Here is a 21910-nt window from a genome sequence, read left to right on the forward strand (position 1 = left end):
GTGCTCTTCCCATCTAGCGCGATGCGCGGTTCGGGGTACTCGAGCGCGCGCCGGAACGCGGCTGCTTCGTTTGCGCCGGCCGTCCATTCGCCGCGCGCGACGCCGAGGCCGGCGCGCGCATCGCCGAGCGTGCCGGACACCCAGACGTCGTCGCCGTCGCGCGCGGCGTCACGTCGCAGTACCGCGTCGGGCGCGACTTCGCCGAACACGGTCACGCACAGGTTCAGCGGGCCGCTCGTCGTGTCGCCGCCGATCAGCTCGCAGCCGTAGCGCTCGGCGAGCGCGAACAGCCCGTTGCTGAATGCTTCCAGCCATGCAGCGTCGGCCCGCGGCAGCGCGCACGCGAGCGTGAACGCGCGCGGCTCGGCGCCCATCGCCGCGAGGTCGGACAGGTTGACCGCGAGCGTCTTGTGACCGAGCGCGTCGGGCGCGACGTCGGGGAAGAAGTGGCGGCCTTCCACCAGCATGTCCGTCGAAATGGCCAGCAATTTCCCGGATCGGGGCGTGATCAACGCGCAGTCGTCGCCGATGCCGAGCGTCGACGCACGGGCGCCCTGCGCGGCGCGGCGCGTGAAGAAGCGTTCGATCAGCGAAAACTCGGAGAGGGCGGCTGGCACGGCGGATGGATCCGAAACGATGGAAGGAACGGCATTGTACGAGGCGAGCGGCGGCGTTCCTGCACCGTTCAGTACAATTTTGTCGCGGCTGTTGCACCCGAATCGCCGGTCTGGCGGCCGATGATTGGCGCTACAATGCCGTCGAAGAGTCATTCTAATCCGCCCGCCAAGAGACACATGTCTACCCAAGCCTCCTCCAAAGCCAAACTCCGCGAAGCCGCGCTCGACTATCACGAATTCCCGACCCCCGGGAAAATCGCGATCGCCCCGACCAAGCAGATGATCAACCAGCGCGACCTCGCGCTCGCGTACTCGCCGGGTGTGGCGTACGCGTGCGAGGAGATCGTCGAGAATCCGCTCAACGCGGCACGCTTCACCGCGCGCAGCAACCTCGTCGGCGTGGTCACGAACGGGACGGCGGTGCTCGGTCTCGGCAACATCGGCCCGCTCGCGTCGAAGCCGGTGATGGAAGGCAAGGCGGTGCTGTTCAAGAAGTTCGCGGGCATCGACGTGTTCGACATCGAGCTGAACGAGTCGGACCCGCACAAGCTCGTCGACGTGATCGCCGCGCTGGAGCCGACCTTCGGCGGGATCAACCTGGAAGACATCAAGGCGCCGGACTGCTTCATCGTCGAGCGCGAAGCGCGCAAGCGGATGAAGATCCCGGTGTTCCACGACGACCAGCACGGCACCGCGATCGTGGTGGCCGCGGCCGTCACGAACGGGCTGAAGGTCGTCAACAAGGACATCAAGAAGGTCAAGCTCGTCGCGTCCGGCGCGGGGGCGGCCGCGCTCGCGTGTCTCGACCTGCTGGTCGACATCGGCCTGCCGCTCGAGAACATCATCGTGACCGACCTGGCCGGCGTGGTCTACAAGGGCCGCACCGAGCTGATGGACCCGGACAAGGAGCGTTTCGCCCGTGAAACGGAAGCCCGGACGCTGGCCGAAGTGATCGACGGCGCGGACATCTTCCTCGGCCTGTCGGCCGCCGGCGTGCTGAAGCAGGAGATGGTGAAGGGCATGGCCGAACGCCCGCTGATCCTCGCGCTCGCGAACCCGACGCCGGAAATCCTGCCGGAACTCGCACTCGAAGTGCGGCCGGACGCGGTGCTGGCCACGGGCCGCACCGATTACCCGAACCAGGTCAACAACGTCCTGTGCTTCCCGTTCATCTTCCGCGGCGCGCTCGACGTCGGCGCGACGACGATCACGCGTGAAATGGAGATCGCGGCCGTCAATGCGATCGCCGAGCTCGCGCAGCACGAGCAGAGCGACATCGTCGCGACGGCGTACGGCATCCAGGACCTGTCGTTCGGGCCCGAATACCTGATTCCGAAGCCGTTCGATCCGCGCCTGATCGTGAAGATCGCGCCGGCCGTCGCGCAGGCCGCGATGGACGGCGGCGTCGCGACGCGCCCGATCGAGGACATGGACGCGTACAAGCAGCACCTGCAGCAGTTCGTGTACCACAGCGGCACGACGATGAAGCCGATCTTCCAGATCGCGCGCGCTGCGCCGGAAGAGAAGAAACGCGTCGTGTTCGCGGAAGGCGAAGAAGAGCGCGTGTTGCGCGCCGTACAGATCATCGTCGACGAAAAACTCGCGAAGCCGATCCTGATCGGCCGCCCGTCGGTGATCGAGCACCGTATCCAGCGCTACGGCCTGCGCCTGACGCCGGGTACCGACTTCACGGTCGTCAACACCGAGCACGACGAGCGCTACCGCGACTTCTGGCAGACGTACTACAAGATGATGGCGCGCAAGGGCATCAGCGAGCAGCTCGCGCGCGTCGAGATGCGCCGCCGCACGACGCTGATCGGCTCGATGCTGGTGAAGAAGGGCGAAGCGGACGGGATGATCTGCGGCACGATCAGCACCACGCACCGCCACCTGCACTTCATCGACCAGGTGATCGGCAAGCGCCCGGGCTGCAGCGTGTACGCGGCGATGAACGGCCTCGTGCTGCCGGGCCGCCAGATTTTCCTCGTCGACACGCACGTGAACGTCGATCCGACCCCGGAAGAGCTGGCCGAGATCACGATCATGGCGGCGGAAGAAGTGCGCCGCTTCGGCATCGAGCCGAAGGTCGCGCTGCTGTCGCACTCGAATTTCGGCACGAGCAACGCCCCTTCGGCGAAGAAGATGCGCGATACGCTCGCGATCCTGCAGGAACGTGCGCCGGAGCTGAAGGTGGACGGCGAGATGCACGGCGACGTCGCGCTCGACGCGGCGCTGCGCAAGGAAATCCTGCCGGAATCGACGCTGGAAGGCGAAGCGAACCTGCTGATCCTGCCGAACATCGACGCCGCGAACATCGCGTACAACCTGCTGAAGACGGCCGCGGGCAACAACATCGCGATCGGGCCGATCCTGCTGGGCGCCGCGCAGCCGGTGCACGTGCTGACCGAATCGGCGACCGTTCGCCGCATCGTCAACATGGCGGCGCTGCTGGTCGCCGACGTGAACGCCACGCGCTGAGCCAAAACGAACGCGCCAGGCCGGTCGAACCGGTGTGGCGCGTCGGGCGAAATTGTAAACAAAAGCAAAAAGAGGCGTGCCCGCAATGGGCACGCCGCGGGCAGGGCGCAAACGCGCTTCCCTCAAGCAACATCAGCATCTCTCTCCACTCAGCGTAGCCGGCGTGGCAAGGAGGCAGAGTCTTGCCATGCCAGAGATGCCGCCCGCATTTTATCCTATGTAAGATAAATGTAGTGTGATTTCGGTAAAAAGTGCGCAATTCCGGGTATCACTGGTCTTTCGATTCCCAAACGGACATTGATTCGCGCGGCCAATAACGCTACGCTAACGCCTTTGTTGGTCGTCAACTACTTGATTTAACAGCGGGAACCCTGGTTCATGGCACGCAAGTGGCTCCGCAACGGCGCGCTCGCGTCCGTCTTCGCGATGTTCGCGATGGGTATCGTCGGCACGCCGACGGGCAGTCTGGTTTCCGCCGCTTACGCACGGGAGGCCGTTCCGGCCGACGTGGCGGCGAGCGGGCTCGATACGATTCCGACCGCCCGTCTTCCGCGCGAGGCCGTGACCACGCTGGGCCTGATCGGCGCCGGCGGTCCGTATCCGTACGAGAAAGACGGCGTCGTGTTTGGCAACCGCGAGCGGATCCTGCCAAAAGCGAAGCGCGGCTACTACCATGAGTACACGGTGCCGACGCCGCGTGCCCGCAATCGCGGTGCGCGCCGGATCGTCTGCGGCGGGCCACTGCGCCGGATCGACAACTGTTATTACACGGGCGACCACTACAACAGTTTTAAACGTATTGTTGAATGACTTCGGGACGAATGGCATGAGCGACTCCATCTACGCGCACGAAACGGCGGCGGCGGAACTGTTCGCGGCCGGCGACGGCAATCTGTTTCAGCGCGTGATCCAACTGCACGCGGCGGCGCAGGCTGGCGGCACGCCGGAGCAACAGGAAGCCGAGTCCGGGCTTTCATCGAACGAGGAGCCTATGAGCCTTTTCACGACCGTGCGACCCAATCTCGTGCAGTCGATCCGCGCGTTCCGCGTGCAGGATCTTGCCGACGAAGCCGGCCGGCTCGGCCAGCATTTCCTGTATGCGTTTTGCGGCGCCGCGCAGTCGAAGCAGGAAGTGATGGAAACGATCGCGACGTCGTTCCTGTTCCCGAAACATTTCGGGAAGAACTACGACGCGCTGTACGACTCCCTGACCGACCTCGTCGCGAAGGCCGGCGCGCAGCCCGGTTTCGTGATCGTCCTCGAAGGGCTGCCGATCGCGCAGAAGTTCGACAAGGAAGGGCGCGAGACGCTGCTCGACGTGTTCCGCGAGGCGGCCGAATTCTGGGCCGAGCGCAAGGTCGCGTTCCGCGTGTTCTATTCGTTCGCGTAAGCGCACGTCGGCCCGCGGCCGATTCGGCGAATCATCCTTCGGAAGCCCGCTTCGAGCGGGCTTTTTTGCGTCTGCGTGATGCGGACGGGCTGGAACGGCGCGTGGCCCGCTGACATTGTCCTTTCATCCGGCACCTTTTTTCGAGACAATCTCGATCGGCCCGGTCGCGGCAGCGGCCGCATCGGGCGCATACAACAAACCATCGAGAGAGGGCTGTCTTCCCATGAATATTTCCCGTTCCGCACGCGCCGTCGTGCTGCCCCTGCTGGTCGTGGCGGGCGCCGCGCATGCGGCGCCGCTCACGCCCGAGCAGACCGTCGACCTTTACATCGGCGCATTCGTCAACGGCGATGTGTCGAAAGCGCGCGAATTCAACGATGCGGTGCGCACGAGTTACGGCGGCAAGGATGCGCTCAACGTCGATGTTCTGTCGAAGATGGGCGATTCGATGCGCAAGGACATGGCCGACGGGATGCTGGAGCCGATGCCGCCGAAGGTGAGCGCTGCGCTGCGCCCATCCGTCGAAGGGGCGGTCGCAGCGTATCTACGTGCGCTCAATCGCTCGGAGTGCAAGGCAACCGGGTCGTCGCAGCGACCGAACTCGGCTCGCGACGGCGAGACGATCGCGACGGTCGAGTTTGCGTGCCGCGTCCCGGATGCAAGGCCCGGCGGAGAGGCGTTGGCGGAAAAGCTTGGCGACGGTCGTCGGCTGAAGAACGATGCTGCACGCATTGTCGCGTTTCAGAAGATCTTCTCCGGCATGGCGAAGGTGCTGGACGCAGCGCCGGTCACGTACCCCGTGACGGGCAAGATCGATGTCTACAGCCTCGACGGCGGCTGGACGACCGGCAGCCCGCAAGACGTGCTGACGCCGGTGCTCGATGCGTTGTCAGAAGCGATGCCGCATGGCTCGTCGAGCGACAAGTAAGTTGCGATAGGCCGCCGCATCGCAACGGGCCGCATTCCCGCGGCGATGCCGGCCGCGTATCGCATAGCGGCCGGTTGGCGTGCGGTCAGGGCGTGTCGCGCCGACTTGCGCAGGCACGACTACGCGTCACCATCCGCCCCAGCGCGCCGCGAGCGCGGCAAGCACCGCCGCCCCGGCCGTCTCGGTACGCAGCACGCGGGGGCCGAGCGACAGCGCGGTGAACCCGCGCGCGCGTGCCGCATTTTCCTCGTCGGGCGACAGCCCGCCTTCCGGCCCGATCAGCAGCGTGACCGTTGCAGCTGGCGGCGCGTCGGGCAGCGACGCGAACGGGATGCTCGCGCGCGGCGACAGCAGCAGCCGCAGTTCGCCGTCGGCCGGCGTGGCCGGCAGCGTATCGAGCCACGCGTTGAAGCCGGCGACCGGCGCGACGTCGGGTACGCGGTTGCGCCCGCATTGCTCGCACGATGCGCGCACGACGCCGCGCCAGTGCGCGACGCGCTTGTCCGCGCGCTCGCCGGCGAGCTTCACGACGCCGCGCGCGGTCGACAGCGGCACGACCGCCGTCACGCCGAGCTCGACCGCCTTCTCGATCACCCAGTCCATCTTGTCGCCGCCGGCGATGCCTTGCGCGAGCGTCACGCGATAGGGCGGCTCGGCCTCGGCCGGTTCGAACGTGTCGATCTGCGCGAGTGCGCTGCGCTTGTCGATCTCGACGAGCCGTGCGCGGTACTGGCCGCCGGTGCCGTCGAACAGCGCGAGCACGTCGCCGGGCTGCAGGCGCAGCACCGTTGCGTGGCGCGCGACCTCGGCAGGCAACGCGAGCGTGGCGTCGGCGCGCAGGGCTGCGTCGACGAAAAAGCGCGGCACGGCCGCGGTGGTGGTGGCTTCGTTCATGCGTGTAACGGGTGGGGTCATGCGTCGAGACGGCGCCCGAGCGCCCATCGGTAGCCGTCGAGATCCTCGATCTGCGCGAACCGGTCGCCCCAGAACTGATCCTGCGGCGCGCTCAGCGACTTCGCGCCCGCGTCGAGCGCGCGCTGCCAGGTGGCGTCGACGTCGTCGACATACAGGTAGAACGATTGCGGCGCGGTGGCGTTCGCACTTTTCGGCGTGCGCGCGGTCGAGCCGAATGCGCCTTCGGGCGCGAACATCACGATCAGCTGGCCGCGATAGGCCATCTCGACGTGCATGATCGCGCCGTCTTCGTCGTGCACGTCGCGCAGCTCGAAGCCGAATGCGGCCTTGAAGAAATCGATGGCCGCGCGCGCGTTGCGTACGGCCAGGTAGGGCGTCAACCAAGGCACGTTGGCCGGACGTGGATCGGTCATGAAAATCTCCTGTGGGGGCGCTTGGGCACATGTTCCGATTCCATGCCCGGGCGTTCGTTCAGGGGGCGGCACGGCGTCCAGGACGTTCCGCCCCGGTGCCATGCATCGCGAATCCTGCAGGGACGCGATGGAAAGACGGAGGCGAGGCGGCTGCGCGGACGCTCAGCGGCGAACGCCCAGTGTATCGCGCAGCGCGCGCGGCAGGGCAAAGAGGGACGCATGCAGCCGCGCGTCGTAGTAGCGCAAGCCCTGGACGCGGCGGGCCGCGAGCCGTTCGTCGATGTCGTGCGCGAACAGCGCGGCCGCGTCGAGCGTGTCGCTCGCGATCGCCATCAGCCACTGCGAGCCGTACAGCGGCACGTGCGCGGACAGCGGATCGACGACCGCGAAGCTCGCGCGCAGGTCGTCGAGCAGCGCGGCGATGCGCGCCGCGTGGAACACCGGCGAGCCGAGGTGCATCGAGATCGCGCCGCACGGCGTCAGGATCCGCTTGAGCCGCGCATAGAACGCGCGCGTATAGAGGCCGGCCGCCGGCGAATCGGGCGGCGTGAGGTCGAACACGACGAGATCGAAATGCTCGACGGTCGACTCGACGAAATGCGCGGCGTCGCCGATCACGACCTCGACGCGCGGGTCGTCGAGCGCGCCCTGGTGCACGTCGTCGAGATAACGGCGCGCCATCCCGACCACCTCGTCGTCGAGTTCCGCGATCACGATCCGCGCGATGCACGCATGCTTGAGCAACTGGCGCGCCGCGCCGCCGTCGCCGCCGCCGAGCACGAGCGCCTTGCGCGGCGACGGATGCGCGAGCGCGGCCGGGTGCGTCATGCACTCGTGATAGACGTACTCGTCGCCGACCGACGTCATCGGGCGGCCGTCCAGCGTGAACAGGCGGCCGAGCTGCGGGGTTTCCCAGACCTCGATCTGCTGGTGCGGCGACGCGACGTGCGCGAGCCGCCGGGCGTTCGGGAAGCCGTAGGCGGAGTCGGGCGTAGGGTGGAAAAGTAGAGTCGTGCTCACGGGCGGGCCACTCAGGGCTGGCAGTTCCGACGTCTGAATTATAGGAGGCGGGCGGTTTGACGGAAAACCGTGCCGGAACACTACTCGCCGACAAGGGAAATGTCAGCCCATCTGTTAAAATGACGAGCTTTGCAGCCCCGTCCGTAGGCTCCGTCCGCTTCGCGTCCGTCAGGCGCCGCACCGCGCGCCGGGAACGATTGACGCTCGAGCTTCCGGATGCCGCCGTGCCCCCGTTTCCTCGACTCGTTCTCCGGACTCGACATGACGACTTCGTCTCCCGCCTCCACCACCCTGATGGCCAACGCGATCCGTGCGCTCGCAATGGACGCCGTCCAGCAAGCGAACTCCGGCCACCCCGGCATGCCGATGGGCATGGCCGAAATCGGCGTCGCGCTCTGGTCGCGCCATCTGAAGCACAACCCGACGAACCCGCACTGGGCAGACCGCGACCGCTTCGTGCTGTCGAACGGCCATGGCTCGATGCTGCTGTACTCGCTGCTGCACCTGACCGGCTACGACCTGCCGATCGAAGAGCTGAAGAACTTCCGCCAGCTGCACTCGAAGACGCCGGGCCACCCGGAATACGGCATCACGCCGGGCGTCGAGACGACCACCGGCCCGCTCGGCCAGGGTCTCGCGAACGCGGTCGGCATGGCGCTCGGCGAAGCGCTGATGGCCGACGAGTTCAACCGTGACGGCGCGAAGATCGTCGATCACCACACGTACGTGTTCCTCGGCGACGGCTGCCTGATGGAAGGCATCTCGCACGAAGCCTGCTCGCTCGCCGGCACGCTGAAGCTGAACAAGCTGATCGCGCTGTACGACGACAACGGCATCTCGATCGACGGCGACGTCGTGAACTGGTTCCACGACGATACCCCGAAGCGTTTCGAAGCCTACGGCTGGAACGTGATCCCGAACGTGAACGGCCATGACGTCGACGCGGTCGACGCAGCCATCGCGAAGGCGAAGCTGTCGGACAAGCCGACGCTGATCTGCTGCAAGACGGTGATCGGCCAGGGCGCGGCGACCAAGGCCGGCGGCCACGACGTGCACGGCGCGGCGCTCGGCGCGGAAGAAATCGCGAAGACGCGCGCGGCACTCGGCTGGACCTGGGAGCCGTTCGTGATTCCGCAGGAAGTCTACGCGGCGTGGGATGCGAAGGAAGCCGGCAAGCGCGCGGAAACCGAATGGGATGCGACGTTCGCTGCGTATCGCGCCAAGTTCCCGGCAGAAGCTGCCGAATTCGAGCGCCGGATGGCCAACCAGCTGCCGGCCGACTGGGCCGAAAAGGCTGCGGCGATCATCGCCGGCGCGAACGAGCGCGGCGAGACGGTGGCGACCCGCAAGGCGTCGCAGCAGGCGATCGAAGGCTTGGCTGCCGCCCTGCCCGAACTGCTCGGCGGCTCGGCCGACCTGACCGGCTCGAACCTGACCAACTGGAAGGCATCGAAGGCCGTCCGCGCGAATCCGGAAGGCCCGGGCGTCCAGCTGGGCAACCACATCAACTACGGCGTGCGTGAATTCGGCATGAGCGCCGCGATCAACGGCCTCGCGCTGCACGGCGGCCACAAGCCGTTCGGCGGCACGTTCCTGACGTTCTCCGACTACAGCCGCAACGCGTTGCGTGTGGCCGCGCTGATGAAGGTGCCGTCGATCTTCGTGTTCACGCACGACTCGATCGGCCTCGGCGAAGACGGCCCGACGCACCAGTCGATCGAGCACGTGTCGAGCCTGCGCCTGATCCCGAACCACGACGTATGGCGTCCGGCCGATACGGTCGAAACGGCCGTCGCATGGACCCACGCGGTCGCCGCCGACCGTCCGTCGAGCCTGATCTTCAGCCGCCAGAACCTGGCGTTCAACCCGCGTACCGATGCGCAGATCGCGAACATCGAGAAGGGCGGCTACGTGCTGAAGGACTGGGACGAAGAGATCGTCGCGCGCAAGATCATCCTGATCGCGACGGGCTCGGAAGTCGAACTCGCGATGAAGGCCGTCGAGCCGCTCGCGCAGCAAGGCATCGCGGCACGCGTCGTGTCGATGCCGTCGACCAACGTGTTCGACCGCCAGGACGCCGAATACCGTGAGCGCGTGCTGCCGCACGGCGTGCGCCGCGTCGCGATCGAAGCGGGCGTGACGAGCTTCTGGCACAAGTACGTCGGCCTCGAAGGCGGCGTCGTCGGGATCGACACGTTCGGCGAATCGGCGCCGGCCGGCGTGCTGTTCAAGTACTTCGGCTTCACCGTCGAGCACGTCGTCGAGACCGCCAAGGCCGTGCTGGCCTAAAGAGACAGATGCGACGCGCGCCACCCCTCGCGCGCGTCGCACCGTGAAGCTGCACGAAACGAATTTTTTCAGCCATCAGGAGATAGACCATGACGATTCGCGTCGCAATCAACGGCTACGGCCGCATCGGCCGCAACACGCTGCGCGCGTTCTACGAGAACGGCAAGAAGCACGACATCGAGATCGTCGCGATCAACGATCTGGGCGATGCGAAGACCAACGCGCACCTGACCCAGTACGACACCGCGCACGGCAAGTTCCCGGGTGAAGTGTCGGTCGACGGCGATTACCTCGTCGTGAACGGCGACAAGATCCGCGTGCTGGCGAACCGCAACCCGGCCGAACTGCCGTGGGGCGAGCTGGGCGTCGACGTCGTGATGGAATGCACGGGCTTCTTCACGACGAAGGAAAAGGCCAGCGCGCACCTGAAGGGCGGCGCGAAGAAGGTGATCATCTCGGCACCGGGCGGCAAGGACGTCGACGCGACGATCGTCTACGGCGTGAACCACGACGTGCTGAAGGCCGAGCACACCGTCATCTCGAACGCATCGTGCACGACGAACTGCCTCGCGCCGCTCGTCAAGCCGCTGAACGACAAGATCGGCCTCGAAACCGGCCTGATGACGACGATCCACGCGTACACGAACGACCAGGTGCTGACGGACGTCTACCACGAAGACCTGCGCCGCGCGCGTTCGGCCACGCACAGCCAGATCCCGACGAAGACGGGCGCTGCTTCGGCCGTCGGCCTCGTGCTGCCGGAACTGAACGGCAAGCTCGACGGTTACGCGATCCGCGTCCCGACGATCAACGTGTCGATCGTCGACCTGTCGTTCATCGCGAAGCGCGACACGACGGTCGAGGAAGTCAACGCGATCATGAAGGAAGCTTCGGAAGGCGCGCTGAAGGGTATCCTCGGCTACAACGAAGCGCCGCTGGTGTCGATCGACTTCAACCACAACCCGGCTTCGTCGACGTTCGACGCCACGCTGACCAAGGTGTCGGGCCGCCTCGTGAAGGTGTCGAGCTGGTACGACAACGAGTGGGGTTTCTCGAACCGCATGCTGGATACGGCTGTCGCATTCGCGAACGCGAAGTAATCCCGCACGTTGCGCGGCCGCCGCAAGGCGGCCTGCGCGGCGAACGAGCCCGGCCCGGTTTTCCGGCCGGGCTTTTTTATTACCCGCCGTTATGGCTCGATGCCGCCGTCACCTGCTCGAGCGCGGCGACGAACGCGCGCTTCAGCGGGCTGTCGAGATCGGTCCACGCGAGGCCGATGCCGGTACGGTGCCCGGCCAGATCGAGCGGCCGCGCGAGCACGTTCGGCGGCAGCGCGCTGGCGGCCTCCGCCGGAATCAGCCCGATGCCCATCCCCGCCGCGACGAGCGCGAGCATCGTCGTGAATTCACCGAACTCCTGCGCGATCTCGAGCGTCGTGCCCGCGCGGCTCAGCGCGAGCAGCATGTCGTCGTGAAAGCCCGGCGCGTAGCGGCGCGCGAGCACGAACGCGGGCTGGCCGCGCAGCGCGGCCGGCGCGATCGCATCGTGCGCGGCGAGCGGATGGTCGAGCGGCAGCGCGACGACGAAACCTTCCTCCAGCACCACGCGCGTGGCGATGCCCGCATACGCGGCTGGCAGCCGGATCATCCCGAAATCGATGCGCCGGTCGCGCAGCGCGGCGATCTGGTCGGGTGTCGGCAGGTCCTTCAGTTCGAGCGTGATCAGCGGATAGCGCTCGCGCATCGTGCGCAGCACGGCCGGCAGCAGCGCGGGCAGCACCGACGACACGAACGCGATCCGCAGCGTGCCGATCTCGCCGCGGCTCGACAGCCGCGCCATCTGTTCCGCGCGCGCGGCCTGCTGCAGCGTGGCGCGCGCCTCGGGCAGGAACACGCGCCCCGTATCGCTGAGTTCGACCTTGTGCCGGTCGCGCTCGAACAGGCGCGCGCCGAGTTCTTCCTCGAGCGCCTTGATCTGCATGCTCAGCGCGGGCTGCACGATGAACAGGCGCTGCGCGGCGCGCCCGAAATGCAGTTCTTCCGCGAGCGTGACGAAGGCGCGCAATTGCTTGAGTTCCATGGGCGGCGGGCAGGCGAGGGCGGTGATCAAATTTCATGATAACCGGATCAAAAAAGACCATTGGCGCGGCCCCCGCCGGCAGCCGAAGATACCGTCAACGCGAGACCGGCCGCGGTGGGCCGCCGGCTCGACTGGCACGAGGAGACACGCATGACCCACGCGCTTGAACGGTTCCGCCTCGACGGCCGCCGCGCACTGATTACCGGTTCCGGACGCGGGATCGGGCTGACGCTCGCCCGTGGGCTGGCCGAGGCGGGAGCGGCGATCGTCATCAACGATCGCAATGAGGAGAAGGCCGCAGCGCTCGTGCAGCATCTGCGCGAGGAAGGCTTCACGGCCGACTACGCGGTATTCGACGTCGCCGAGCATGCGCAGGTGCGCGCGGCGATCGACGATTTCGAGGCGCGCGTCGGCGCGATCGACATCCTCGTGAACAACGCGGGCATCCAGCGTCGCGCACCGCTCGACGCGTTCGAACCCGATGATTGGCATGCGTTGATGCGCGTGAACCTCGATGGCGTGTTCAATGTCGCGCAGGCGGTCGCGCGGCACATGATTGCGCGCGGCCGCGGCAAGATCATCAACATCTGCTCGGTGCAGAGCGAGCTCGCACGGCCGACGATCGCGCCGTATGCGGCGACCAAGGGCGCGGTGCGGATGCTGACGAAGGGGATGTGCGCCGACTGGGCGCGCCACGGCATCCAGGCGAACGGCCTCGCGCCCGGCTATTTCGAAACCGAGCTCAACCGCGCGCTGGTCGACGACGCGGTGTTCTCGGACTGGCTGTGCAAGCGCACGCCGGCCGGCCGCTGGGGGCGCGTCGACGAGCTGTGCGGCGCGGCGATCTTCCTCGCGTCGGCCGCATCCGATTTCGTGAACGGCCAGACGCTGTTCGTCGACGGCGGGCTGACCAGTGCCGTCTGACAAGGAGGCTGTCATGCGTATGCGTTGCATGTGTGTCGTGATCCACGGGCCGAACGACCTGCGGGTCGAAGAGCAGGACGCGGGCGAGATCGGCCCGGGCCAGGTGCGCGTCGATGTCGCGATGGGCGGCATCTGCGGCTCCGATCTCCATTATTTCCGGCACGGCGGCTTCGGCGCGATCCGGCTGCAGCAGCCGATGGTGCTCGGCCACGAGGTGGCCGGCACGGTCGCGGAAGTCGCGCCGGACGTGATGTCGGTGAAGGTCGGCGATCGCGTCGCGGTCAATCCGAGCCGGCCGTGCGGCGCGTGCCGCTATTGCCTCGAAGGGCTGCCGAACCAGTGTCTCGACATGCGCTTCTACGGCAGCGCGATGCGGATGCCGCACGTGGAGGGCGCGTTCCGCAACGCGCTCGTGTGCGACGCGGTGCAGTGCGTGAAGGTTGCCGACCACGTGCCGCTGTCGCTCGCGGCGCTCGCCGAACCGTTCGCGGTCGGGCTGCATGCGGTGTCGCGCGCGGGCCCGCTGATCGGCAAGCGCGTGCTGGTGTCGGGCTGCGGGCCGATCGGCGTGCTGGCGGTGGCGGCGGCGCGCGTGCACGGCGCGGCGGAAATCGTCGCGACCGACGTCGTCGAAGCACCGCTCGAAGTGGCGAGCGCGCTTGGCGCAGACCGCACGATCAATGCGGCGGCCGATGCCGGCTGGGTCGAGCGCTACGGCGCCGACAAGGGCACGTTCGACGTGATGATCGAGTGTTCGGGCAATGCGCGCGCGCTGCGTGACGGGCTGGACGTGATGCGTCCACGTGGGGTCGTCGTGCAGCTCGGGCTCGGCGGCGATGTCAGCCTGCCGCAGAACGTCGTGGTCGCGAAGGAGCTGTCGATCTGCGGGTCGTTCCGTTTTCATGCGGAATTCGCGCTCGCGGTGCAGTTGATCAACGCGGGGCGCGTGGACCTGCGTCCGGCCGTCACGCGCGTGTTCCCGATGCGCGATGCGAACCTCGCGTTCGAACTGGCCGGCGACCGGCAGCGCGCGATGAAGGTGCTGATCGACTTCGCGGACGAGACGGCGTGACGATCACGCGCTAGCGCGTGACGGACGGACTCGACGTCATGAAAAAGGCACGCCCGCGATTCGCGCGGCGTGCCTTTTTTCGTCGTGCGGCGAACACGCGCTACTGCATTACTGCGTGACCTGCCGCACGCCGACGCGCTGCGACGCGAGCCACAGCGCGATCAGCACGCCGGCAAGCACCGCGCCCGCGACGCACACGCCGCGCCAGCCGTCGATCCCGTACGCGACGCTCGCCGCGAACGACCCGAATGCGCCGCCGATGAAGTAGCTCGTCAGGTAGATCGTCGTCACGCGGCTGCGCGCGTTGCCGGCCAGCGCATAGATCACGCTCTGGTTCGAGATGTGCATGCCCTGCACGCCGACGTCGAGCAGCAGGATGCCCGCGATCAGCGCCGCGAGCGAATGCGCGCCGGTGGCGATCAGCGCGAACGACGCGAGCACGGCCGCCGCGAACAGCCCCGTCGCCGCATTGCCGTGGCCGCGATCGACGAGCCGGCCGGCCGACGTCGCCGCGAGCGCGCCCACCGCGCCGACGATGCCGAACAGGCCGATCTGCCCTTCGGAATAGCTGTACGGCGGCTGGCTCAGCAGGAACGTGAGGCCTGTCCACAGCAGGCTGAAGCACGCGAACACGAGCGCACCGTAGGTCGAGCGCAGCGCGATCAGCGGTTGCGCGCGCACCAGCGCGGCGAGCGACTTCATCAGCGCCGCATAGTCGAGGCGCGCATCGCGGCGATCCTTCGGCAGCTTCACGGCGAGCAAGGCGGTCAACGCCGCCACCATCACCGCCGCGATGCCGTACACCGCACGCCAGCCGAACCCGTCGGCGATCGCCCCGGCGGCGACGCGCGCGAGCAGGATGCCGAGCAGCAGCCCGCTCATCACGGTGCCGACCGCGCGGCCGCGCGAGCGCGCATCGGCAAGCGATGCGGCGAACGGCACGAGCAACTGCGTCGAACAGGTGACGAAGCCGACCGCGACGTTCGCGACGACGAACATCGTGAAGTTCGTGCTGAACGTGACCGCGACCAGCGCGACGACGTTGAGCATCAGCAGCCGCACGATCAGCGTATGACGGTTGACCGCGTCGCCGAGCGGGACGATCAGCAGCAGGCTCGCCGCATAGCCGAGCTGCGTCAGCGTGACGAGATAGCCAAGCTCGGTCGGCGCGCGCCCGAAGCTGCGCGCGATCGCGGCGAGCAGCGGCTGCGCGTAATAGATGTTGCCGATGACGATGCCGCACGCGCAGGCGAACAGCAGCGTCATGGCGCGGGTCAGGGGAGGATGGGTGTCGTGATGCGGTTCCATGGTCGCGAAAAACAGCGGCGCCGGCCGGCGGCACGGAGCCGCCGGATGCGCGGGGTGACGGAAATCGGGGCCGGCGTCGACGGATCGGCGGTGAGCCGATGCGCGCCGGGCGGATCGCGGCCGGGCCCGGATCGGGCGGGCGACGGATCGTCGTGCGGCGGGCGGAGGCAGGGCGGGCCCGGGCGAGCCGTTCCGGTGCGCTGGCAGCGGCCATGCACGGGAGCGGATGTGCGTATGATGCGGGAATCGAACCATAGCGTCCAAGACTGGATCGTTATGCTCTCCATTGGCAGAACCAATACCTCGGCCGCCATGCTCCTGCGCCACATCCGCTATTTCCTGGCCGTCGCCGAGCAGCGCAGTTTCACGCGCGCGGCCGATGCGCTGCACGTCTCGCAGCCGACGCTGTCGCAGCAGGTGCGCCAGCTCGAGGACACGCTCGGCGTGCCGTTGTTCGACCGCTCGGGCCGCACGGTGCAGCTCACCGAGTTCGGCGAAGTCTATGCGCGCCATGCGCGCGCCGCGCTGCACGAGCTCGATGCGGGGCAGCGCGCGCTGCGCGACGTCGCCGATCTCGGCAGCGGGTCGCTGCGGCTCGCGATGATGCCGACCTTCGCGGCCTACCTGAGCGGCTCGCTGATCGACGCGTTCCATGCCGACTATCCGAACGTCGCGCTGACGATCGATGCGATGCCGCAGACGCGCTCGAGGCGCTGCTCGCCGACGACCGGCTCGACGCGGGCTTCGCGTTCATGCCGCCGCGCGCGCCGGACATCGACGCGCTGCCGCTGTGGGACGAGTCGCTCGCGCTCGTGACGGGCCGCACGCACCGTTTCGCGCGGCGCCGCCGCGCGCTGACGCCGGCCGAGCTAGGCGGCGAGCCGCTGGTGCTGCTGAGCCGCGCGTTCGCGACGCGCGAGCGCATCGACCGGTACTTCATCGAGCACGGCGCCCAACCTAAGATCGCGATCGAGACGAATACCATCAGCGCGGTGCTGGAGCTCGTGCGGTGCGGGCGGCTCGCGACGGTGCTGCCCGACGCGGTCGCGCGCGAGAGCGCCGACCTGTGTGCGCTGGAGATCGATCCGCCGTTGCCCGCGCGCACGGCCGCGCTGCTCACGCGCAAGGGCGCGTACCGCAGCGTCGCGGCGCGTGCGTTCATCGCGCGCGCGCTCGCGTATCGGGATCTGTCGGGAGGTTGACCGGCAAGACCGGGCGGTGCGCGCGACGGGCGGCCGCCCGGGCCGTCAAGTGCGGGGTGTCGGGAAGAAGATGCCCGCGCGCTGCGCGGCGTTCGCGATGTGCGTTTCGATCGCGATGCCGGCGGCGCCCGCATCGCGCGCGATCAGCGCGTCGACGATCGCGCGGTGCTCCTGCCACGTCGACAGCAGCAGCTCGCGCCGGTAGAACGGCATGCGCTGGCTTTCCTTCATGATGTCCGCGCTGCTGCGCAGCACCGATTCGATCGCCGCGTTGCCGGCGAGGTGGATGATCCTCATGTGGAAGTCGAAGTCGAGCTGCGATGCCGCGTCGAGTGCGCTTTCGGTGAGCGCGACGTGCAGGTCGGCGAGGTTGTCCTCGAACCACGCGATGTCGTCGTCGCTGACGACGTGCGCGGCCATCCGCGCGGCGAACCCTTCGAGCGCATAGCGCATCTGGTACGTGTCGGGCGGCGACGACTGCTCGGCGTACCGCCATGCATGCGCGGCCGTGGCTTGCGCGCTTTCGACATACACGCCCTTGCCGGCACGGATGCGCAGCATCCCGAGCGCCTCGAGCGTCGACAGCGCCTCGCGCAGCGACGCGCGGCTGATCTCCAGCTCCTCGGAGAGCTGGCGCTGGGCCGGCAGCAGGCTGCCGACCGGATAAACGCCTGCCTCGATCCGGTCGCGGATCGTCGCGATGGCGGCGTCGGTCACGGTATGCGGAACGTTTTTCATGATGTGAACTTGGGCCGGTCTGACCGGCATTGTAATCCGCACGCAGGCGGCGCATGGCCGGCCTACGGGAAAGCCACGACCTGACCTTGCCTGACGCATCAAAACCGGGCGGGCAGGGGCGGGAAATCCCTATTTTGTCCGTCCTTGACGCGACTATATCGGCTTCCTACTATCCACCATAACATCACTGGTCTTACCAGTATGAACAGACGAAACTGCAACCGTTGGATCGGGAGAGCGCCGTGTCGAAATTCCTCAATTCGCTGTTTGGCCGGGTAGTCGTCGCATTGATTCTAGGGATCGCGCTCGGCGCGTTCTTCCCGCATTTCGCCGAGTCGTTGCGACCGCTCGGCGACGGCTTCCTGAAGCTGATCAAGATGGTGATCGGGCCGATCGTGTTCTGCGTGGTGGTCAGCGGGATGGCCAACGCGGGCGACCTGAAGAAGGTCGGCCGGGTCGGCCTGAAGGCCGTGATCTACTTCGAGATCATGACGACGCTCGCGCTCGGCATCGGCCTCGTCCTCGCTTGGGTCACGCGCCCGGGCGTCGGGATGAACATCGACCTGCGCTCGCTCGACGCGTCGTCGCTCGCGTCGTACGCGAAGAACGCCGAAAGCCTGAAGGACACGGCCGGCTACCTGATGAAGATCATCCCCGAGACGGCGATCGACGCGTTCGCGAAGGGCGACATCCTGCAGATCCTCGTGTTCGCGGTGCTGTTCGGCTCCGCGCTGTCGCTGCTCGGCGACAAGGCGCAGCGCGTCAACTCGCTGATCGAGGAACTGTCGCACGTGTTCTTCCGGATCATCGGCTTCATCATCAAGCTCGCGCCGCTCGGCGTGCTCGGCGCGATCGCGTTCACGACCGGCAAGTACGGCGTCGCGTCGCTCAAGCAGCTCGGCTACCTGGTCGCGGTGTTCTACCTGAGCTGCTTCGTGTTCGTCACGGTCGTGCTCGGCGCGGTGATGCGGCTCGCGGGCTTCTCGGTGTTCAAGCTGATCCGCTACCTGCGCGAGGAACTGTCGATCGTGCTCGGCACGGCGTCGTCGGACGCGGTGCTGCCGCAGGTGATGCGCAAGCTCGAATACATGGGCGTGAAGGATTCGACGGTCGGCCTCGTGATCCCGACCGGCTATTCGTTCAACCTCGACGGCTTCTCGATCTACCTGACGCTCGCCGTGCTGTTCATCGCGCAGGCTACCAACACGCCGCTGTCGACGCATGACCTGATCGTCGTGCTGCTCGTGTCGCTCGTCACGTCGAAGGGCGCGCACGGCATCCCGGGCTCGGCGATCGTGATCCTCGCGGCGACGCTGTCGGCGATCCCCGCGATTCCGGTGCTCGGCCTCGTGCTGATCCTGCCGGTCGACTGGTTCGTCGGCATCGCCCGCGCGCTGACCAACCTGATCGGCAACTGCGTCGCGACGGTCGTCGTCGCGGTATGGGAGAACGACATCGATCGTGCCCGCGCGACCCGCGTGCTGAATCGCGAGCTGCGCTACGTGCCGGCCGAAGAGGAAGGCCGCGCGGCGCCGGTCGGCGGCGACCAGGCTCACGCGCTCTGAGCGCACCCCCGCGCGGGGCGGCTTCCCCTGGTCGTCCCGCGCACCCGAATGCATGCGGCCGGCGCCTCGATGCGCCGGCACGCCATCCAACATCAGGAGACGACATGGCAGCCCCCATCCTCGATCCGAATGCGCCGGCCTTCACGCGGCGTTACATGAACCTCGCCGACCCGCGCCTCGGGGCGCACGCGCTCTTTGCCAGCGACGAATTCTTCGCGCCGAAGGAGCGCATGCTGAATCCCGAGCCGGCCGTGTTCATCCCCGGCAAGTACGACGACCACGGCAAGTGGATGGACGGCTGGGAAACGCGCCGCAAGCGCACGACCGGCCACGACTTCTGCGTGGTGCGGCTCGCGCGGCCGGGCGTGATCCACGGCGTCGACCTCGATACGAGCCACTTCACCGGCAACTTCCCGCCGGCCGCGTCGATCGACGCGTGCGTCGCCGAAGGCGACACGCCGCCCGACGACGCGCAATGGCGCCCGATCGTCCCGGCGACGACGCTGCAGGGCAATTCGCATCACTACGTGAGCGTCGACGATGCGCAGCCCTATACGCACCTGCGCGTGAACCTGTATCCGGACGGCGGCCTCGCGCGGCTGCGCGTGTACGGCCAGCCGCAGCGCGACTGGCGCCAGGTGCCGGCCGGCGAGCTCGTCGATCTCGCGGCGATCGAGAACGGCGGCTACCTGGTGGCGGCGAACAACCAGCACTTCGGCCCGGCGTCGCAGATGCTGATGCCGGGGCGCGGCGTGAACATGGGCGACGGCTGGGAAACGCGGCGCCGCCGCGAGCCCGGCAACGACTGGGCGATCGTCGCGCTCGCGCGGCCGGGCATCATCCGGCGCGTCGAGGTCGATACCGCGTTCTTCAAGGGCAATTTCCCCGACCGCTGCTCGCTGCAGGCCGCGCGGGTCGCGGGCGGCACCGACGATTCGCTCGTCACGCAGGCGATGTTCTGGGCCGAACTGCTCGGCGAGCAGAAGCTGCAGATGGACCACGTCCACACGTTCGACCAGCTTGCCGCGCTCGGCCCCGTCACGCACGTGCGTTTCAACATCTTCCCGGACGGCGGCGTGTCGCGCCTGCGTCTGTGGGGCGAGCCGGCTTGAAGGAGGACAACGGCATGAGCGAATCCCGGATCCTGCGCGTCGAGCGCCTGACGCGCGAAGCGTTCGCGCCGTTCGGCGACGTGATCGCGCTCGAAGGCGCGCGGCATTTTCCGATCAACGGCGGCACGACCGAGCGCTTCCACGATCTCGCGACGATCGACGTATGCGCGGACGGCGGCCGTCCGCTCGTCAGCGTGTTCCGCGCGCAGCCGCGCGCGCTGCCGGTCGCGGTCACGCTGATGGAGCGCCATCCGCACGGCAGCCAGGCATTCATCCCGCTCGCGGCCGTGTCGCGCTACGCGATCGTCGTCGCGCCGGCCGGCGAATTCCGGCCCGACGCGATGCGCGCGTTCCTCGCGGAAGGCTGGCAGGGCGTGAACTATGCGAAGGGCGTCTGGCACCATCCGCTGCTCGCGCTCGACGCGGTCAGCGATTTCGTGATCGTCGATCGCGGCGGGCCGCAGCCCAATTGCGACGAGATCCCGCTCGAGCGCGCGTGGGCGCTCGAGTTCGAGCCGGCCTGCGCGGCCTGATGCAAGGGCAACGCCCGGCTCCGGCTGCCTGCCGGCAGCCCGGGCGGGCGTGTCGAAGGGTTTCCGAAAGCCTGGGCGCACGACCGACTCGGCGGTGCGTCGCTGCTATCCCGAAAAGAACACGGCCCGGGCGGCAAGATGCCGGCCGGGCCGTGCTGCGAGCGCGAGGCGCGCGAATCAGTGCTTGCGGTGCGGGCAGTTCTCGGTCGTGCACGAACCGTACATCGCGAGCGAGTGCTCCTGGAGCCGGAAGCCGCGCTCCTTCGCGATCGCCTGCTGGCGGCCTTCGATCTCGGCGTCGAAGAATTCCTCGACGCGGCCGCAATCGAGGCACACGAGGTGATCGTGGTGCGAGCCTTCGTTCAGTTCGAACACGGCCTTGCCGGATTCGAAGTTGCTGCGCGACAGCAGGCCGGCCTGCTCGAACTGCGTCAGCACGCGGTAGACGGTAGCCAGCCCGATGTCGAGCTGCTCGTTGAGCAGGTTCCGGTAGACGTCTTCTGCCGTCAGGTGGCGCACCGGGCTTTGCTGGAAGATCTCGAGAATCTTGAGGCGCGGTAGGGTGGCCTTTAGCCCGATATTCTTGAGATCCGTCGGATTGGTCATGGCTAGGCATCCCTAGAGTACAATGCAGGGCTTCAATGTTACCGGCTTTTCGCCGTTCCAGAAACACGCGCGGCCTGCACACGGGCCTGCACGGTGAGGGAAATGATTCCAGAATCTCTTTCGCACTTTCAGAGGAGCCGCATGCGGAGTGTCATCATCGCTGCCGCCGCCGTTGCCGCGCTGGCTGGTTGTTCGTCGTACGACAGCGTGACGCAGCGCATCGCGCAGAGCATCACCCCCTACCGGATTACCGTCGTGCAAGGCAACTTCGTGTCGCAGGAGAAGGCCGCGCAGCTGCAGGTCGGCATGTCGCGCGAACAGGTGCGCGCGCTGCTCGGCACCCCGCTGCTGGCCGACATGTTCCACGCCGACCGTTGGGACTACCTCTTTTACTTCAAGCGCGGCTCGACGGCAGTCGTCCAGCAGCGCGATCTCGTCGTGACGTTCTCGGGCGATCGCCTGGCGAGCTGGACGGGGGCGGACAACCTGCCGTCGGAACTCGACCTGCTGGCCGATATCGACGGCGACCGTGGCGGCAAGAAGGCGAAGGCGGCCGCAGCGGCGAAGAAGGCCGCCGAGGCTGCCGCCGCCGCGAAGGCGGTCGCGTCGGAGATGGCTGCCGCGATGACGCGCGCGGACGAGCCGGCTTCCGCGGTGGGGGCGGCTGCGGCGCGGACGCCGGGGCGGGCGATGGAGCGCGCCTAGCACGAGCCTCCGGCAA

General features: G+C 67.7%; 19 protein-coding genes and 2 pseudogenes. 13 read left to right on the forward strand and 8 right to left on the reverse strand.

Translation table 11 applies throughout. From position 1 onward, the window contains the following. Positions 1 to 617: thiamine-phosphate kinase (thiL, locus tag G3N96_RS30710; RefSeq protein ID WP_206139519.1), on the reverse strand; the 617-nt coding region annotated here is incomplete at its 3' end. 135 nt (positions 618 to 752) lie between these two features. Between thiL and G3N96_RS30715 the strand changes: the two genes are divergently transcribed. The 4 genes from G3N96_RS30715 (at position 753) to G3N96_RS30730 (ending at position 5413) form a co-directional block, all read left to right on the forward strand. Then, entirely contained in the window at positions 753 to 3095 is a 2343-nt protein-coding gene (locus G3N96_RS30715) for an NADP-dependent malic enzyme (RefSeq protein ID WP_277399467.1), read from the forward strand. A 378-nt stretch (positions 3096 to 3473) separates the two neighbouring features. Beyond that, complete coding sequence (locus tag G3N96_RS30720) at positions 3474 to 3905, forward strand: ribonuclease (protein ID WP_031398890.1); 432 nt, start codon at positions 3474 to 3476, stop codon at positions 3903 to 3905. Between the two features lie 16 nt (positions 3906 to 3921). Next, positions 3922 to 4485, forward strand: a complete 564-nt coding sequence (locus tag G3N96_RS30725) for a barstar family protein (RefSeq protein ID WP_206139521.1) — start codon at positions 3922 to 3924, stop codon at positions 4483 to 4485. Positions 4486 to 4708: 223 nt separating this feature from the next. Beyond that, positions 4709 to 5413 carry a hypothetical protein gene (locus tag G3N96_RS30730; protein ID WP_206139522.1) on the forward strand — a complete coding sequence of 235 codons (705 nt, stop codon included), beginning with the start codon at positions 4709 to 4711 and terminating at the stop codon, positions 5411 to 5413. Positions 5414 to 5539: 126 nt separating this feature from the next. On the opposite strand, the gene G3N96_RS30735 is transcribed toward G3N96_RS30730, so the two are convergent. From G3N96_RS30735 to speE, 3 genes are all read right to left on the reverse strand, one after another. Further along, the gene (locus G3N96_RS30735; RefSeq protein ID WP_206139523.1) at positions 5540 to 6307 is read right to left on the reverse strand and encodes a 16S rRNA (uracil(1498)-N(3))-methyltransferase; all 768 of its coding nucleotides are present in this window, start codon (positions 6305 to 6307) and stop codon (positions 5540 to 5542) included. 17 nt (positions 6308 to 6324) lie between these two features. Then, positions 6325 to 6741: a VOC family protein gene (locus tag G3N96_RS30740; RefSeq protein WP_089455569.1), complete on the reverse strand. Its 417-nt coding sequence runs from the start codon at positions 6739 to 6741 to the stop codon at positions 6325 to 6327. 162 nt (positions 6742 to 6903) lie between these two features. After that, entirely contained in the window at positions 6904 to 7761 is an 858-nt protein-coding gene (gene speE, locus G3N96_RS30745; protein WP_089439211.1) for a polyamine aminopropyltransferase, read from the reverse strand. A gap of 216 nt (positions 7762 to 7977) precedes the next feature. Between speE and tkt the strand changes: the two genes are divergently transcribed. Both tkt and gap read left to right on the forward strand, forming a co-directional pair. Continuing rightward, complete coding sequence (tkt, locus tag G3N96_RS30750; RefSeq protein ID WP_206139524.1) at positions 7978 to 10050, forward strand: transketolase; 2073 nt, start codon at positions 7978 to 7980, stop codon at positions 10048 to 10050. Between the two features lie 89 nt (positions 10051 to 10139). Then, positions 10140 to 11150, forward strand: coding sequence for a type I glyceraldehyde-3-phosphate dehydrogenase (gene gap, locus G3N96_RS30755; protein ID WP_039339278.1), 1011 nt, complete (start codon positions 10140 to 10142; stop codon positions 11148 to 11150). A 79-nt stretch (positions 11151 to 11229) separates the two neighbouring features. On the opposite strand, the gene G3N96_RS30760 is transcribed toward gap, so the two are convergent. Beyond that, positions 11230 to 12129 carry a LysR substrate-binding domain-containing protein gene (locus G3N96_RS30760; protein WP_206139525.1) on the reverse strand — a complete coding sequence of 300 codons (900 nt, stop codon included), beginning with the start codon at positions 12127 to 12129 and terminating at the stop codon, positions 11230 to 11232. Positions 12130 to 12279: 150 nt separating this feature from the next. On the opposite strand from G3N96_RS30760, the gene G3N96_RS30765 reads away from it, so the two are divergent. Both G3N96_RS30765 and G3N96_RS30770 read left to right on the forward strand, forming a co-directional pair. Then, positions 12280 to 13053: an SDR family NAD(P)-dependent oxidoreductase gene (locus G3N96_RS30765; RefSeq protein WP_206139526.1), complete on the forward strand. Its 774-nt coding sequence runs from the start codon at positions 12280 to 12282 to the stop codon at positions 13051 to 13053. Between the two features lie 13 nt (positions 13054 to 13066). Continuing rightward, positions 13067 to 14125 carry an L-idonate 5-dehydrogenase gene (locus G3N96_RS30770; protein WP_206139527.1) on the forward strand — a complete coding sequence of 353 codons (1059 nt, stop codon included), beginning with the start codon at positions 13067 to 13069 and terminating at the stop codon, positions 14123 to 14125. A gap of 108 nt (positions 14126 to 14233) precedes the next feature. Here the strand turns inward: G3N96_RS30770 and G3N96_RS30775 are convergent, their stop codons facing one another. After that, positions 14234 to 15433, reverse strand: a complete 1200-nt coding sequence (locus G3N96_RS30775) for an MFS transporter (protein ID WP_206139528.1) — start codon at positions 15431 to 15433, stop codon at positions 14234 to 14236. Between the two features lie 312 nt (positions 15434 to 15745). Between G3N96_RS30775 and cynR the strand changes: the two are divergent. Further along, a pseudogene (gene cynR / locus G3N96_RS30780) lies at positions 15746 to 16635 on the forward strand (transcriptional regulator CynR). A 45-nt stretch (positions 16636 to 16680) separates the two neighbouring features. Here cynR and G3N96_RS30785 read toward each other — a convergent pair. Continuing rightward, positions 16681 to 17403 (reverse strand): FCD domain-containing protein, encoded by a 723-nt coding sequence (locus tag G3N96_RS30785; RefSeq protein WP_206139529.1) that lies wholly within the window; start codon positions 17401 to 17403, stop codon positions 16681 to 16683. 212 nt (positions 17404 to 17615) lie between these two features. On the opposite strand from G3N96_RS30785, the gene G3N96_RS30790 reads away from it, so the two are divergent. The 3 genes from G3N96_RS30790 to G3N96_RS30800 all read left to right on the forward strand — a co-directional run bounded on the left by G3N96_RS30790 (position 17616) and on the right by G3N96_RS30800 (position 20583). Then, the gene (locus G3N96_RS30790; RefSeq protein WP_206139530.1) at positions 17616 to 18938 is read left to right on the forward strand and encodes a C4-dicarboxylate transporter DctA; all 1323 of its coding nucleotides are present in this window, start codon (positions 17616 to 17618) and stop codon (positions 18936 to 18938) included. 104 nt (positions 18939 to 19042) lie between these two features. Next, entirely contained in the window at positions 19043 to 20050 is a 1008-nt protein-coding gene (gene alc, locus G3N96_RS30795; protein ID WP_206139531.1) for an allantoicase, read from the forward strand. A 14-nt stretch (positions 20051 to 20064) separates the two neighbouring features. Beyond that, complete coding sequence (locus tag G3N96_RS30800) at positions 20065 to 20583, forward strand: ureidoglycolate lyase (protein WP_069247118.1); 519 nt, start codon at positions 20065 to 20067, stop codon at positions 20581 to 20583. A gap of 177 nt (positions 20584 to 20760) precedes the next feature. Here the strand turns inward: G3N96_RS30800 and fur are convergent, their stop codons facing one another. Then, positions 20761 to 21189: a ferric iron uptake transcriptional regulator gene (gene fur, locus G3N96_RS30805; RefSeq protein ID WP_034182711.1), complete on the reverse strand. Its 429-nt coding sequence runs from the start codon at positions 21187 to 21189 to the stop codon at positions 20761 to 20763. 141 nt (positions 21190 to 21330) lie between these two features. Between fur and G3N96_RS30810 the strand changes: the two are divergent. After that, a pseudogene (locus G3N96_RS30810) lies at positions 21331 to 21840 on the forward strand (outer membrane protein assembly factor BamE); the annotation flags it as partial. Between the last annotated feature and the right edge of the window lie 70 nt (positions 21841 to 21910).

Origin of the sequence: Burkholderia sp. Se-20373 (assembly GCF_017104705.1) — a bacterium.
Taxonomy (GTDB): Bacteria; Pseudomonadota; Gammaproteobacteria; order Burkholderiales; family Burkholderiaceae; genus Burkholderia.